General features: G+C 69.0%; 10 protein-coding genes. 4 read left to right on the top strand and 6 right to left on the bottom strand.

The window, feature by feature from the left end; genetic code table 11:
- Positions 1–353 precede the first annotated feature (353 nt).
- Positions 354–1,202 carry a universal stress protein gene (locus ACGFZA_RS13290; RefSeq protein ID WP_393678976.1) on the top strand — a complete coding sequence of 283 codons (849 nt, stop codon included), beginning with the start codon at positions 354–356 and terminating at the stop codon, positions 1,200–1,202.
- A gap of 347 nt (positions 1,203–1,549) precedes the next feature.
- Here the strand turns inward: ACGFZA_RS13290 and ACGFZA_RS13295 are convergent, their stop codons facing one another.
- From ACGFZA_RS13295 to ACGFZA_RS13320, 6 genes are all read right to left on the bottom strand, one after another.
- Complete coding sequence (locus ACGFZA_RS13295) at positions 1,550–2,155, bottom strand: dihydrofolate reductase family protein (protein WP_385272464.1); 606 nt, start codon at positions 2,153–2,155, stop codon at positions 1,550–1,552.
- Positions 2,156–3,182: 1,027 nt separating this feature from the next.
- Entirely contained in the window at positions 3,183–5,303 is a 2,121-nt protein-coding gene (locus tag ACGFZA_RS13300; protein ID WP_393678977.1) for a phosphocholine-specific phospholipase C, read from the bottom strand.
- Between the two features lie 510 nt (positions 5,304–5,813).
- Positions 5,814–6,155 (bottom strand): thioredoxin family protein, encoded by a 342-nt coding sequence (locus ACGFZA_RS13305; protein ID WP_385272458.1) that lies wholly within the window; start codon positions 6,153–6,155, stop codon positions 5,814–5,816.
- Positions 6,156–6,518: 363 nt separating this feature from the next.
- Positions 6,519–8,744, bottom strand: a complete 2,226-nt coding sequence (locus tag ACGFZA_RS13310; protein ID WP_393678978.1) for a hypothetical protein — start codon at positions 8,742–8,744, stop codon at positions 6,519–6,521.
- A gap of 479 nt (positions 8,745–9,223) precedes the next feature.
- Entirely contained in the window at positions 9,224–10,924 is a 1,701-nt protein-coding gene (locus tag ACGFZA_RS13315; protein WP_393678979.1) for a protein kinase, read from the bottom strand.
- 509 nt (positions 10,925–11,433) lie between these two features.
- Entirely contained in the window at positions 11,434–11,730 is a 297-nt protein-coding gene (locus tag ACGFZA_RS13320) for a winged helix-turn-helix transcriptional regulator (protein WP_393679678.1), read from the bottom strand.
- Positions 11,731–11,869: 139 nt separating this feature from the next.
- On the opposite strand from ACGFZA_RS13320, the gene ACGFZA_RS13325 reads away from it, so the two are divergent.
- From ACGFZA_RS13325 to ACGFZA_RS13335, 3 genes are read left to right on the top strand one after another with little or no spacing between them, the layout of a single operon-like run.
- Positions 11,870–12,535 (top strand): carboxymuconolactone decarboxylase family protein, encoded by a 666-nt coding sequence (locus ACGFZA_RS13325; RefSeq protein WP_393678980.1) that lies wholly within the window; start codon positions 11,870–11,872, stop codon positions 12,533–12,535.
- Positions 12,536–12,537: 2 nt separating this feature from the next.
- Positions 12,538–14,265 carry an L-aspartate oxidase gene (locus ACGFZA_RS13330; protein WP_393678981.1) on the top strand — a complete coding sequence of 576 codons (1,728 nt, stop codon included), beginning with the start codon at positions 12,538–12,540 and terminating at the stop codon, positions 14,263–14,265.
- Entirely contained in the window at positions 14,207–14,620 is a 414-nt protein-coding gene (locus tag ACGFZA_RS13335) for a nicotinate-nucleotide diphosphorylase (RefSeq protein ID WP_393678982.1), read from the top strand. Before ACGFZA_RS13330 ends, ACGFZA_RS13335 begins: the two co-directional genes overlap by 59 nt.
- The last annotated feature ends 56 nt before the right edge of the window (positions 14,621–14,676 follow it).

Below are 14,676 nucleotides of genomic sequence, written 5' to 3' on the forward strand. Positions count from 1 at the left end.
CGGCCGCCCGGATGTGGCGGGCGTGTGCTGCGTGCGGGTTCGCTGAGTACCCCGTCTTCCGGGGAGGGGCGAGCAGGCGTTCCGAGGGAGCCGGCAAGCCGTCGGGCACCAGGCGCCGGGCCCTCCGTCCCGCAGAGCGGGGTCGAATCGGGCGTTTCATCACTGGCTCCCGGAGCGACGGAGGGAGCTGTGGCTCGCCGACCACCGAAACACAAATTAGCCATACGGCGCAAAACTGGGTGAAACGCCTACTCTTCGGTGGGGGAAGGTGTCGTCGCTCTGCTCGATGCCAGGCCCCGTATCGCTTGGCGAGTGGTAGTGCCGCGTCGCCTGTCCACGTGTGAGGAGACATCGTGCAGCAACCCATCATCGTCGGAGTCGACGGCACAGCGGACAGTCTGCTCGCAGCCGGATGGGCGGCTGGTGAGGCCCGCCGTCGAGGGGCGCCGCTCCTTCTGCTCCACGGGCACCAACCGTTCTTCGCCCACGATGCCGACAGCGCACATCAGGCGGCACAGCAGGCCCTCGACGGTGCCCTGGCCTGGGTGCGCGACCACTATGACGATGTCGAGGTGAGCGCCGAGCTGATTGCCCAGCCCGAGGCCGAGTTGCTGAGCGAGCGCGGCCGCGAAGCGCAGATGATCGTCCTCGGGTCCCGCAGGCCGGGTCCGGTGACCGGGTTTCTCCTCGGGTCGGTCGGTCTTCGCGTTCTGAGCCTGGCCGTCTGCCCCGTGGTGATGATCCGTGGCGGTGAGGTCAGCCGACGTCCGCAGAAGGGCGAGGTCGTGGCGGGCGTCCCCAAGGAGGAGAACGAGGCAGAGGTGGTCCTCGACTTCGCCTTCCGGGCAGCAGCGGCACATGGCGTCCCTCTGCGGGCGGCGCGGGCGTGGGATCTGCCTGCCATGTTCACGAACCAGTCCGGGGTCATGGGCCTCTCGGACAGGCCTGGCGAACTCGAGGGGGCACACCGTCAGGAGCTGGTCGGCCTTTTGAAACCGTGGCGCAGGCGCTACCCCGAGATCGCCGTCACCGAACACATCGAACTGGGATTCGCCGCGGAAATGCTGGTGTCGCTGGCCGCCGGCGCTCAGCTTCTGGTCGTCGGGCGGAGCAGGAGGACAGGCAGCCGCTATGTCGGGCACGTCGTCCATTCGACACTCCACTTCGCCAACGCTCCCATCGCCGTCGTCCCCACGAAGTAGGCATCTATCAGACGGGATCCCGCTTCTCTCTCGCGACGACGTTCTCGGATACAAGTTCGGACAGCCGCCGGCCCGCCACGGCGATGAACTCACGGCCCATCGCCCACACCACGGAGAAGGACTCCGACAAGAAGCGCCTCGCGGACCGCGGAGCACTCAAGGGCCGGACCGTCATCCTCCTCTGAAATCGTGCCCAGGGCCCCTCTGTCCGTGACCGCCATCCCCGGCTGCGGGCTACGTACCGGTGCCCGGCCGCTGTCGCAGGCCCTCGCTCCGAGGCTGTGATCAACAGGTCGGGCCCGGCGGCGCCGGCCGGGCTGCCGTACGGACCGGCGGACGCAGCGTCGTCACGCAGGGACGCCGAGGGGCGGGTGCTCAAGCACTCGGGGCCTGTACTCGACCATTTGGGTACGGCCGTCGAAGGTGCGGTGCTCGATCATGTCGAGGGCAACGTCCGGATAGCCGTCGTAGATGCGTTCCTCACCCGTGGCCCCGGTGATCACCGGGAACATCACGACCCGGAAGCGGTCGACGAGTCCGGCACTCAGCAGCGACCGGCACAGGCTGAGGCTGCCGATCGTGCTGAGGAGCCCCGAACCACTCGACTTCATGGCGCGGACCGCCGCGACGGCGTCGTCGCGGACGATCGCGGAGTTGGCCCACGTCAGTGGCTCCTTGAGAGAGGAGGAGAACACCACTTTGGAAGCCTGCGTGAGCCCGTCGACGGACGCCTCTTCCTCGGGCCTGAACTCGTCCTGGCCACTCGGGACCTCGCCTGCGGCGAAGCCCGACATCAGGCGATACGTGTTCGCTCCCATCAGGTAGGTGACCTCGGGCTGCTCGCCGAGCCATGCGAGGTACTCCGGGCCTTCGAGGCCCCAGAATCCCGGCCATCCCTCTCCTGATGCGTAGCCGTCGAGGGAAGTGATGAAGTCGACAAGAAGTTCCGACATGACGGTGTCCTTTCCGAGGTCTCACAAGATTGGACCGGTCGGAAGCCGAGAACTCATCGGCCGCCGGGCCGGCGAGGGTCAGCCCTTGAGGTAAGTCGCTGCGGCGCTGATCCACCAGGGATTACGGGACAGCCCTTGGTCAAAGGTGATCCGGTGCGTATGTTCCTCCGGTCTGCCTGCTGACTCAGGGAAGCCGCGCGGTGTCAGCTGACGGGGATCGGCACGCCTGCTGGCAGACCTCGCCGGCAACATCACCGCGTTGAGCACGATCTTTACCACCCCACCGCGGCCGCTCGACATCACCGCGCTCTTTCGTCAGCCGACCCCGCCGGCGCGCACGGCAACCCGGCTGCACCCGCGGCCGGGGTCGGCGACCGTGCACGGCAGCTCCGTCGGCGGACCGCTCCGGTGGCCCACCGACGAGGGCTATTGCCACGTTGCCCGTGGCCCGGCTCTACGCTCGCGACATCCCCTTCCCGTGCCCGCCCGGCGCGGACGCGAAGGGGTCCGGTGAGCCCTCGCGAAAGTTCTCCGTGCCGGCGCGTACGCCACAGTCGCCACCGCGATCGGCTCTCCGGTCAGCGGCCTTGGCCCACTACCGGACGATCCGAACGACGGGCCTCAAACCGGGACTCAGCGTTGACGCGGTTGCGGACGGTGAGAGCCGCCAGGCCGCGGAGGATGGGCTCCGTGACGTGGGAGGCCATCTCGATGCCGGCGGAAGCTCCACGTTATGGAGCACGCCCGAGCTCCCGGGTGCCGGGTGCGGGTGTCCTGTGCCCCGGCACCCGGCACCCGGCCCAGCCGTGGACCGCTTCGCGCGTGAATGCCGCGATGCTGACCAGCAGGGCCAGGACGACAAGGACAGCCTGGACCAGCCCGCTGCAGCTGAAGAGCGCGTGCCGGGACCCCGAGCTCGCGAGGGCGAAGCCGCCCGTGACTCTGTGCCCCCGCCTGACGCCGGAACGGCGGGCCGCCGGAACGGCGGGCCGCCGGAGAAGAGGGGCGCCCACCGCCCGGACCCGGGTCAGCCCGAGACGCTCGCCCGGCCGTTCTCGATGTGCCCCATCAGCCGACGCCGGAAGGCGTCATCCCCGCTGACCGTGATGTCCAGGTCGTACCAGCCATGCGCGTCGGCCGCAGAGTGCACCACCGTGCGGCTGCGCCCCGGCTTGACCTTGACGGTCCTGGTCCAGTCACTCAGGTCCGCCTCGTCGACGTATCCCCGGGGCCGCACGATGAAGGTGAGCGCCGTCCGGCCCGTGTTGCTCAGCGTGAGATGCAGATCGCGCTCACGGGCGTCGACCCGCGACGCGACCTCGGCCGGGGCACCGTCCTTCGCGGACCCGGCGAACTCCCGACGGAAGCCGTTCGGCCCCGTCACCGTGAACCTGTACGCCGCTCCGGTGACCGGCACCGTCCACTGTGCCGTGCCCTTCACGTCCCGGTGCTGCGGTACGGGGAACTCGCCCGCGTACGGATACAGCGCGAAGTGCGCCGACGCATGCCCCGTGTTGCTGAGGGCCAGCCGCACCGCGCCATCCACCACCTTCGCCTCCGCGTCCGGCTGGTACGGCAGTGCACGGGCCGGGCGGGTGCCCTGCTCCTGCACCGGCATGTGCTGCACGGCGGGCGGCATCGGCGACCAGCGGCCACTGAACGGCGGGATAGCGCCCGGCTGCTCCACCTCGGGTCGGCGACGTCCTCGCGAGAAGTCGAAAGCAGAGGTCAGGTCGCCGGTGACGGTACGCCGCCAGTCGCCGATGTTCGGTTCCTTCACCCCGGTCCAGCGCTCCAGGAACCGGATCACAGAGGTGTGGTCGAAGACCTCGGAGCAGACGTATCCGCCCACGGTCCACGGCGACACGACGAGCATCGGCACCCGCATGCCAAGACCTGTGGGCTTGCCCTCCCACTGCTCCTCGGTCACCTCGGGCGAGGCGACCGGCGGCGGCACGTGGTCGAAGAAGCCGTCGTTCTCGTCGTAGTTGATGATGACGGCGGTGTGCCGCCACACATCGGGGTGCTTGCCCAGCGCGTCCAGGACCTTGTAGACGATCGTCGCGCTGTGGATCGGCGAGGAGACGCTCGGGTGCTCCGAATCGACGGCGGAGGGCACCAGATAGGAGACCTCCGGCAAGGTGCCCGCCGCCACGTCCCTGGCGAACTCGTCGGCCAGCGTTCCTGTCTCCACCCGTCGCAACGCCTTCTCGAAGAGGCTGCGTTCGCCCTTGTCCAGGGTGGCGACGCCCTCCTCCAGCAGCCCGAACAGCCGCTCCCGCTCGGCTGCGTCCGCGTCCCGCACGGCGGAGTAGAACGACTCCATGTACGTGTGCCCGCCGGTCTTCGCCAGCGCCTTGCGGGCGATGGCCTTGAAGGTGGCGAAGAACTCGATCTGGTTGTCGGTGAAGTTCTCCCATTCGGTGTACGTGCGCCAGCTGCGGCCTGCCTTCTCCAGCCGCTCCGCGTAGGTGCCCCAGTCGTATCCCGGGTGGGTGCCCTCGTCGTACGCGTCATTGCCGACGGCCCGCTTGCCGTTCGGCTCGTTGCCCGTCTTCCCGCTCCACAGGTGGTTGCGGTTGGGGCTGGTCGAGGAGTGGATGGAGGAGTGGTAGGCGTCGCAGACCGTGAAGGTGTCGGCCAGCTCGTAGTGCAGCGGGATGTCACGGCGGTCGTAGTACGCCATGGTCGCGGCCGACTTCGCGGATACCCAGCCGTTCATCCACCCGCCGGCCCACGCCTTGCCACCGCCGCTCCAGGAGTGGTCGAGCGCACCGATGTACTGAAGATCCTTCTTCTGCGTCTCGGCGGCGCCGCGCACCGGGAACGGCAGAACGGAGGTGCCCAGCGGTGCGGGCTGCTCGAAGACCGGCTTGCCGGAGGGCAACTCGACGGCGTTGCGGTCACCGAAGCCGCGTACGCCCCGGAGCGTCCCGAAGTAGTGGTCGAAGGAACGGTTCTCCTGCATCAGGATCACCACATGCTTGATGACTCCGAGCCCGTCACCGCCTCCGGACCCCGCCGAATGTGCAGGCTGGGCGGCCATCGCGGCCTGCAGAGAAGGCGGCAGCAGCGACCCCGCCGCCGCGGCGCCGAGCGCACCGCCGCCGAACGCGAAGAGCCGTCGCCGTGAAATGTCCGTGGTCAAGTTGAGCCTCCCGAGTCCTGTCGTACAGCCGGGAAGCTAACCAAGCCGGGTGGCGCGGGGAAGGATTTCGTACGGCGTCGCGGTGAACCTCCAACAGGTCGTGCAGGAAGTCCAACCGTCCAGCACGCACCCCGGGCAGACCCGCACCGCCCCGTCCTCACCGCTCGCCGACGAAATGGCCGGGCTGCCGGCCATCCTGCGAGACCGGGGAACCCTGCCCGTTGCCGCTTTCGCGCAGCAATGAGTACGCCTGCTCGGCCTGCGGCGTCGCCGCCCGAAGTCCCTCCACGCCCCACAGCGACACCAGGCCCCGCCCGGAACTGTCTTGAACGTGTGCATGCCCCGGTGCGACGCCTGCGCCTGGCGCTGGGTCGAACACCGGCCACCGCCCGGAAGGTGTCTCGAAACCGATTCGTCAAAGGATGCGCGGTTCAGGATGGGTGCCGGCCCCTGAGTGTCGGCGGGCTCTGCTTCCGAACGAGCCATGCGCATTCGCCGCACTGTCGGCCATCAGATGTGTCCCTGAAGAAACTCCTCGATCTCGGCCGTGGTCAATGGGCCCGTGACGAGCGCCGTCGCCTCCCTCTCCTCCTTCAGCAGGACGCAGGACGGGGCGCCAGTGATCCCGTAACGCCCGGTTGCCTCCGGACAACGCGACATGTCGGTCCGCACGACGGTCAAACGGCCCACGTACTCCTCGGCGATGGCACCAACGACGAGGTCCATCGCCCGGCAGGGCTCGATTGCCTTGGGCCATGTCCCGATGAAGTACGCGAGAACCGGCACCGCGCTCATCCTGAGGATGAAATCGAACTCCGCGTCCTCACGGGGCTGGTGAACCCGCCTCGTCATGGATACTCCTGACCTTGTTTCCCGGCTTCCTGTCCCCATCATCCCCCGCACGGCGCGGCGGTCCGACCTGAACACGGTCCGCCGGCTGCGCCGGACCACCAGGAGCCGAGCGGGCACAGCGACCTCTGCCTCAGCTCTGACCTGCAGCTCTGACCTTCAGCTCGCAGGGGCGACTGCACGCCTGTGTCACCAGACCCTCACCCGGGCCGACCGCTCCCGTTGCGGGGAGGTCGGGTGGTTGGTAGGTCGAGGCGAGGTTTCGTGCGTCGTGGTACGGCCGGGGGCCGTGGGCGTGAAGGGCCTCGATGCGCCGCTTGGCCTCTCATCTCACGCAGGGTGCGGGCCGGGTCTTGCTCAGCGATCTCATCGACGCCCACGGGGCCAGAACAGGTACCCAAGCCCGAGAGCCGCGATGAAGATGGCGGATACGCTCCCCGCCGCCCACATCGCCGCGTCTCGTGACTGGAAGAACCCTGCCTGCAGGACCTGGACCACACCGGACACTCCGGCGGCCGCGATCACGGCCAGGAACACTTCCAGCTTCGCCCGCTGCCTGCCTTCCCGTCGCTCCTCCTCCTGGGTCTCCTGCTCCTCGCGCTGCCTGGCCAGTTTGGCGATGCTCGTCCCGAGCTGGTCCTTCGCCACCTCCTCGATCATGGCGTTCAGCTCCGCGACCCGCTGGTGAAAGGTTGACCCGTCCAGTACCCGCCGCAGGACGTCTGCCACGACTGGCGACGAAACCAGCGAGGGCGAGCGGATGAAGGTGATCGTCGATCTGACCGACGTCGCAAAGTCGTTCAGACGGACTCTCTCAGCGTCGAGTTCGTGCGCGAGCGCTCGCAGCGCCTGCGAACTGCCGCGCTGGTCGCGCTCCGCTGTGTCCACCCGCGCTCTGAACGCCTCCACGCGCTGGTAGTGGTCGACTAGTTCCAGGGACCAGCCCGTAAACAGCCCGTCGAGGGAGGCGACGAACTCCACGATGTGGCCTCGGCTGTTGTGTGTGAAGTCTGCCATCCCAGGGGCAATGATGGCCGTGGTGTTGGAGGTCCGCACGATCTGCTCGCCGGTCAGCCCCGTCATGGTGGTGGTCAGGTCGCTGGTGGGCGTGTACCGAGCCCACTCCGCGATGGAACCAATCAGGTGCGTCACCGGGTTGGTCAGCAACTGGGCGCCCATCACTCCCTGGAGGCCGGCGGCGGTGTGCACCTCCTGACGTGTTTCCCCGGCCGGCCCCCGAGTGGTGGTGGCCGCGTTCACCGCGACGACGACGTGGAACATCCCCGGACTTGCCAGGGCGCGCGAGCCGGCCCGGCCCTCGGCGTCACCCAAGCGCTCGCACACGTCCTCAGCAAGGTCCAGTGAGAGTTCAGACAGGCGTCGCCACTGAGCGGACCCCCCGGAGAAGGCTACGCGGGTGGACCCGTACTCCGGCGCCGCTCGCAGAGTCGCCGCGTAGAGGACAGCGGGGCCGGCATCCGCGATCTCCCGGCTGAAGCGCACGTAGTGGTTACCGAGCCGGGAGAAGCGGATCTCGGCCCGGACCCGCTCCAGCAGACAGCCGTCCGAGCTGCTGATAAGCACGTCAGGAAGCTCGACCAGCGCGCCGCCGTAACGTCGTTTGAAGGCATCCGAGCCGTTCCAGACGTCGTCCAGGTTCAGCGAGCTGTTGACGGAGACCGGCCTGGTTCCCCCCAGCGCCCAATAAGCACTCTGCGTGGCGACCGCGTCGAGCACCTCCTCGGGCGCCACGCCGCGCACTGCGAAGGGATAGAGATACACGATCTTCCCGTGCTCCACGCGCAGCCACTGAGCGTCCTTCCGCTCTGCCAGCGACAGTAACGCCAACCGGTGCGCCCGCAGTTCGCTCAGGTAACCGTAGTCAGTGACGTGAGCCCCGGCTTCAGCCACTTCGATCTGCGCAATCGCCTGGTCGAGCGGCTCGCCCGTCGCAAGGAACTCCTGGACTCCGCGCACCGCGCGGGCGACCGCCACCCCGCACACGTCGTCGATCTCCGCAATCCGCACGAGGAGGTAGTGGCTGAGATCGGGATGCCCGCTTGCTGCCTGCCGCGCGAGCTCGCCAGCTTCGCCGGCCTTCACCACGGCCGCGTTCAACGCCGCCTCCTGGGCGTCCAGCTGCCCGGTGACCATCGCGTTCTCCGCTTGGATTTGCGCCGCGACGCTCTCCATCAGAGCCACCACTGCCCGCCCTGACAGCTGGTCCGAAGCATCCAGACGCGCCCCGCGCTCCCGCAAGCACCGGGCGGCTGCCGCCAGCGTCTCCCACAAGGGCTCAAAATCGTAGGAGATATTCCACTCCGCTTCCACCGCGGTGAGGACGAACAACAGCAGGAACGGAACACCTCCAGGCGCGATCGCCGCCTTCTCCCACTGACGAAGGATCTCGGCAGCAGCCGCCTCGGTCCGGTCAACGGACCGACGCCCCCGCGGAGGATGATCCGGAACCGGATGAACATCCCACTGCGGCAGCACGACCAGGCGTTCGGTCTCCACCTGCAGACCTGCCAGCCACTCGCGTAACGGCCGTAACTCCCCCGCGGCCAAGGCTTCCATCATGGGTTGGTGCACCCTCAAATGGTAGATGTCACCGTGCTGCGGAGAAGGCACTTCCGGAAGTGTGGGAGGCGGACGCGGCCCTTGGCGAGCTGGGCCGGTTCGTCTGGATCACTTCCGCCGGCCGAGGTTGTCGTTGATGATGTCTGTGCGACTCGCCACCGCATCAGCGCTCTGACCTCGGCCTTCGGCGTCCTTGCCGACGTGATGCTGGTCGTTGCGGGCGTCAGTGAGTACCGCTCTGGAGCGTCGGTCCTCTGGCTCGTGGCTGGCACCGTGATCATGCTCAGCGCTTCGTACACGCTCGTGCGGGACTCTCAGCGGATCCGTACTGGGCCGACCGACTGACGGCGGTGCCGTTCCCATCAGTTCAATCGTTGTTCGTGTGTGCCGTTGACTGACGTGTGGTGGCCGTGAAGCGAGCCGTTACTCCCGGCGGAGGTAACCGGTCCGCGCGCCTGTCCAGGAACCGACCGGGCGGGAAGGAAACGCCGTCAGGCACCCTCCCGGACGGCCTTGACCGTCACCATCTGGGCGTCGGGAAGCAGGAGCTCCTCTCCCGACTGCGTCGTTCCGACCAGGCCGCCGTCGACGAAGCGGTTCGGGACGACGACCAGGAAGAGGTATCCCCCGCCCTCGGGCGCGAAGCAGACCTCGATCAGCCGGCCCCGCCGCATCGCCCGGTCGACGACCTGGAAGGCCTCCCGCCGTTCGTCCGCCCAGGACCGCACTCTGAACCGCCGCTCCAGCCGTCGGGGCCGCCACACCTCGACGTACACGCCGTACACGCCCGACAGGACACCGAGCGCGACGAAGGCACCGAAGCCGCCGACCACGATCAGACCTGAGGTGCCCACGGACTGGCCGGCTTCACGTCCCGAGGCGATCAGGACGATCGCCACCAGCCCGACGAGCAGTACCACCACACCGGCGAAGACGGCGAGGAGCCTCCCCCAGGTCAGGCCACGGGAGATCACGTCCCCCGACAGCAGTCGGGTCGGTGCCAGGGTCTCGGGCGGGAGCCTGGTGGGCGGATGGTGGGCAGCCGCCGCCCGACCGTGGACAGTCCCGCGCGCACCGTCCCCTCCCGCCGCTTCACGCGTCACGGTGTCCGCGGCCCTCAGGCCGGACGTCACCGCGTCGTCGGTCACGGTGCCCGGTGAAGCGTGTCCCATCCCGGCCTCCGTGCCCGGCGTCGAGCCGTCGGGCGTCATCCGTTCCGTCATGGCCTCGTCCAGACCGACGACGGTGGCGCCGCCGGGACCGGAGCTGGCACCGGGAGCGCGAGCCGTCGAGGGCGGCTCCTCGGGCACGGCGTGCTCGGGCGGCGCGTCCTCGGGCGGGACGGACCTCGGCAGCGGAAGGTCCGCGAGCCGCTCCCGCACCGCCGCCGCGCTCGGCGGCCGGCGCTCCGGCCGCTTGGCGAGGAGTTCCAGCAGCAAGGCGTCCCATGCGGGCGGAAGTCCGTCCCTGCGCAGGCCCGGCGCGTCGGGCGCCTCGTCCATGTGCTGCCGCAGAATGACCTGCCAGGGCCCGTCGGAGAAGGGCGGCCTGCCTGTGAGCGTGGCGTACAGGAGGCAGCCCAGGGAGTAGAGATCGCTGCGTGCGTCGACTGCGCCTCCGCCGCCCGCCTGCTCCGGGGACATGAAGGCGACGGTGCCGAGGACGTGGCCTGTGCGGGTGAGTGTCGTCAGGTCGAGGCCGGTGGCGTCGAGTCGGGCGATGCCGAAGTCCAGCACGGTCACATGCCCGTCGGGGCCGATCATCACGTTCGCCGGCTTCAGGTCCCGGTGCACGATTCCCGCACCGTGCATGGCCGCGAGCGCCTCGCAGATCTCTCCGCCCCACCTGGCGACCTCGGACAGCGAGGGTCTTCGTGCGGCGAGCACCCGGTTCAACGGCTCCCCGGGGATCTCCTCCATCACCAGATAGAGCACCGGGCGCCCGTCCACGACCGCCTCCCCTGCGTCGTGCGTCTCCACGATGTGCGGGTTGCGCAGCAGGGAGGCGACCTGGATCTCGCGGCGGAACCGGCTGGCCGGCTCCGAGGTCGCCCCTTCGGCCAGACCCGTCACCGTCTTCACCGCGACCCGGCGCTGGCGATAGGTGTCCGTGGCCCGCCAGACGGTGCCCATGCCTCCGGAACCGAGCGGCTCACCCAGCCGGTACCGTCCCCCGAGCAGCGTCCCCCGCATACCAACCTCCTTTGCACGGAGCCCCCTTGACTGTGCGCCGGATCATTCTCGACCGTACTCCCCCGCGCCGCCAGCGCTTGGGGAACGGCCCCGGACACTGGGACACGAGCCGCGCGGGTTCCCGCGACAGCCCCGAGCCGAGCACGCCGATCGGCAACCACACGCTCGCCCGCACCCCACCCCACCGCCCTCCAACAGAGCGCGGCTCTCCACTTGCGCACGGCCCAGGACGCCGAATCCGCCGGCCCCGCGGCGTGCAAGGCACAACCGGGCTACGCCGCCCGCCTCACGGCCACGGGGACGCCCCCTGATCCCCACGATTGATCAGAGGCGGGCGCGGTCGAAGACTCTTGCCGCAGGAATGACTCATGCCCAGATGCACTCGGCCGCGAAGCCGAGGACGAGCCGGTCGGGCCGGTCGGGCCGGCCCGTGTTCTCAATGGCGAGCGATTCCCGCGGGAACTCCGACTTACGGGCGCAGCACGGCTCCACCTGGCCGGACGTGACCTCTAGGTCTCCGTGGACTCCTGAGCGTTGCGTTCCAGCTCCTGTGCCCAGGTGATCGCCCACTCGTCGAGCCGGCTGAAGGCGCCACTGAGTTCTGTTCCCAGCCGGGTGAGCTCGTAGCCGTCGGCCGAGGAGGTGATGATCCCGCTCGATGTGAGTTCACGGAGGCGCTGGTAGAGGACGCTGGATGACAGCCCCTCGCACCGCGCCAGCAGCGCGCGGGCGCCGAGTGGCCCCGGGCGCAGCTCCCAGAGAATGCGCAGGGCCCACCGTCGGCCGAACAGGTCCAACGCGGCCATGAGAGGGCGGCCGGTCGTCGATCCACGTACCGGTATCCCTGGGCGTGGTACCGACATGGCCCTCCTTGCGTTTCGTTATTAGAAACATTAGCATCCACTCGGCGTTTCTGATTTCGAAACGAACTCGATGGGAGAACCGATGTCTCGGATAGCCCTGCTGGAACCGCCGTACAGCGACCGGGCCGGCGAGCTGCTCGCGCGCATGATGCCCGGGGACGCCCAACCGATCGGACTGTTCCGGATGTTCGTCCGCAACCTCTCGATGGCCGGCGCCATGCACGGGTGGGGCCGCTACGAGTTGGGCCGGCAGCTGACGCTGACCACGCGGGAACGCGAGATCGTCATCGACCGGACGTGCGCGCGGTGCGGCTGCGAGTACGAGTGGGGCGTGCACATGATGACGTTCGCCGAGCGGGTCGAACTCACCCGCGAGCAGGCGACGTCACTGGCGTACGGCGGTCCGGGTGATTCGTGCTGGACTTCCGAGCCGGAACGGCTGCTCATCCTCGCTGTCGACATGTTGCATGAGCGTTCCGACATCGATGACGCGTTGTGGGCACGGCTGGCCTCGGTCTTCGATGACCTCCAACTGCTCGACCTGCTGCTGTTGTGCGGGTGGTACCACGCCGTCAGCTTCGCAGCGCGCACCGCACGCCTACCGCGAGAGCCCGGCGCGCCACGCTTCTCCGACTTCACCGAGGCCCCCGACGGCCACGGCGGCGAGGAGGAACTCCGGGTGGCCGCACGGGCCGGCACCACCCGCGATGCCGCGCACACCCCACTCACCTCCGGGGGCTCCCAGTGACCGTGTCCGCCGCAGGAACGGGAACCACAGCCGGCCTGCGCCTGCACGCACCGGCCCCGGGCTGGTCGATCGACGCGGACGTCGTGGTCGTCGGATCCGGCGTGGCAGGTCTCACCGCGGCCCTGCGCTGCGAGGCGGCCGGCCTGCGCACCGTCGTCGTCACGAAGACCGGCCTGGGTGACGGCTCCACGCGCTGGGCCCAGGGCGGCATCGCGTCAGCCCAGGGCGAGGGCGACACCCCTCAGCAGCATCTGGACGACACGCTGGTCGCCGGGGCCGGGCTCTGCGACGAGAACGCGGTCCGTGCCCTGGTCACCGAGGGCCCTGACGCCGTACAGAGGCTGATCGACACCGGAGTCCACTTCGACACCTCACCCGAGGGCGACCTCCACCTCACCCGTGAGGGCGGCCACCACCGACGCCGCGTCGTCCACGCGGGCGGCGACGCCACGGGGGCGGAAGTCTCCCGCGCACTGGTCGAGGCGGTGCGGGCCGCGGCCCTTCGAACGATCGAAAACGCCCTGGTTCTCGACCTGTTGACGGATATCGAGGGCCGCGCGGCAGGCGTGACCCTGCACGTCATGGGCGAGGGCCAGCACGACGGAGTCGGCGCGGTCCGCGCACCCGCCGTCGTGCTGGCCACCGGCGGAATGGGCCAGGTCTACTCCGCGACGACCAACCCCTCCGTCTCTACGGGCGACGGCGTGGCGCTCGCACTGCGCGCCGGCGCAGAGGTCTCCGACCTTGAATTCGTCCAGTTCCACCCCACCGTCCTCTTTCTGGGCTCCGGCTCCGAGGGGCGACAGCCTCTGGTCTCCGAGGCGGTACGGGGCGAGGGCGCGCACCTGGTCGACGCGACCGGTACCCGCTTCATGCTGGGACAGCACGAACTTGCCGAACTGGCCCCCCGCGACATCGTCGCCAAGGCCGTCACCCGCCAGATGCAGCTCCATGGCACCGAGCACATGTACCTGGACGCCCGCCACTTCGGCAGCGAGATGTGGCAGACCCGCTTTCCCACGATCTTCGCCGCCTGCCGCAACCATGGCATTGACCCGGTCAAGGAGCCGATCCCCGTCTTCCCGGCAGCTCATCACGCAGCGGGCGGCGTACGCACCGACCTGCACGGCCGCACCACCGTCCCCGGCCTCTATGCCTGCGGCGAGGTGGCGTGCAACGGAGTCCACGGCGCCAACCGCCTCGCTTCCAACTCTCTTCTGGAGGGCTTGGTCTTCGCGGAACGAATCGCGGAACGCATCGCGCAACACATCACGGCGACGTCCCACAACCGCCCCGAACCGGAGGCCCCCAAGGGCAGCACGCTCCCGCTCCTGGCTCCCGAGTCCCGCCTCGCGATCCAGCGCATCATGACGAGGGGAGCCGGAGTGGTCCGCTCGTCGTCGAGCCTCGCCGAGGCTGCCGCGCGTCTCGAATCGATCAGGGCGGACGCCGACGCCGAAACCCCCGACGGCCGCAAGCCTGCGGTCCCCGGCGTCGAGTCCTGGGAGGCGACGAACCTCCTGTGCGTGGCCCGCGCCCTGGTCGCCGCCGCGCAGAGCCGCGAGGAGACACGTGGCTGCCACTGGCGCGAGGACCACGACGACCGCAAGGACGCCACCTGGCAGCGCCACTTGATCGTCACCATGCGCCCCGACCGTTCCCTCGCGGTTCGTGCCACAGCCGCAGCGGAATTCCCTCCGACCCTCCTTCCCCCACTCCAGGAACAGTGACCGTGACCACGGTGTCACCAGTGCCGTCGACAGCATCCGCGAGAACATGGCATCGGAGGGAAGGGCCGTGGCCATCGAAGTGGAGGTGGCCACGATTGCTCAGGTTCGCGAAGCACTGCAGGCCGAGCCGTCGTGGATCATGCTCGCCAACATGACGGTTCCGCAGTTGGCCGAGGCCGTCCGCCTTCGACGCGAGCTGGTACCCACCTCCGAGATCAGGCTGGATGCATCGGGCACGATCACCTTGGACGACCTGCGCGCGGTCGCGGAAACAGGTGTCGACGCCATCTCTGTCGGTTCGCTGACCCACAGCGCGCCGGCCATGGATCCGAGCATGCTTCTGAGCATCGATTGATCTTGAAAGACCATGAAGTGTGCATGCGAAGTCAGACAAAGGAAGTCGCGAACAGT

It is taken from the genome of Streptomyces sp. NPDC048211, assembly GCF_043202315.1.
Classification (GTDB): domain Bacteria; phylum Actinomycetota; class Actinomycetes; order Streptomycetales; family Streptomycetaceae; genus Streptomyces.

Excerpts from the sequence above, each read along its gene's own strand:
- ACGFZA_RS13295 (WP_385272464.1), bottom strand. The coding sequence starts at position 2,155 with ATGTCGGAACTTCTTGTCGACTTCATCACTTCCCTCGACGGCTACGCA.
- ACGFZA_RS13305 (WP_385272458.1), bottom strand. The coding sequence starts at position 6,155 with ATGACGAGGCGGGTTCACCAGCCCCGTGAGGACGCGGAGTTCGATTTC.
- ACGFZA_RS13315 (WP_393678979.1), bottom strand. The coding sequence starts at position 10,924 with ATGCGGGGGACGCTGCTCGGGGGACGGTACCGGCTGGGTGAGCCGCTC.
- ACGFZA_RS13320 (WP_393679678.1), bottom strand. The coding sequence starts at position 11,730 with ATGGCCGCGTTGGACCTGTTCGGCCGACGGTGGGCCCTGCGCATTCTC.
- ACGFZA_RS13325 (WP_393678980.1), top strand. The coding sequence starts at position 11,870 with ATGTCTCGGATAGCCCTGCTGGAACCGCCGTACAGCGACCGGGCCGGC.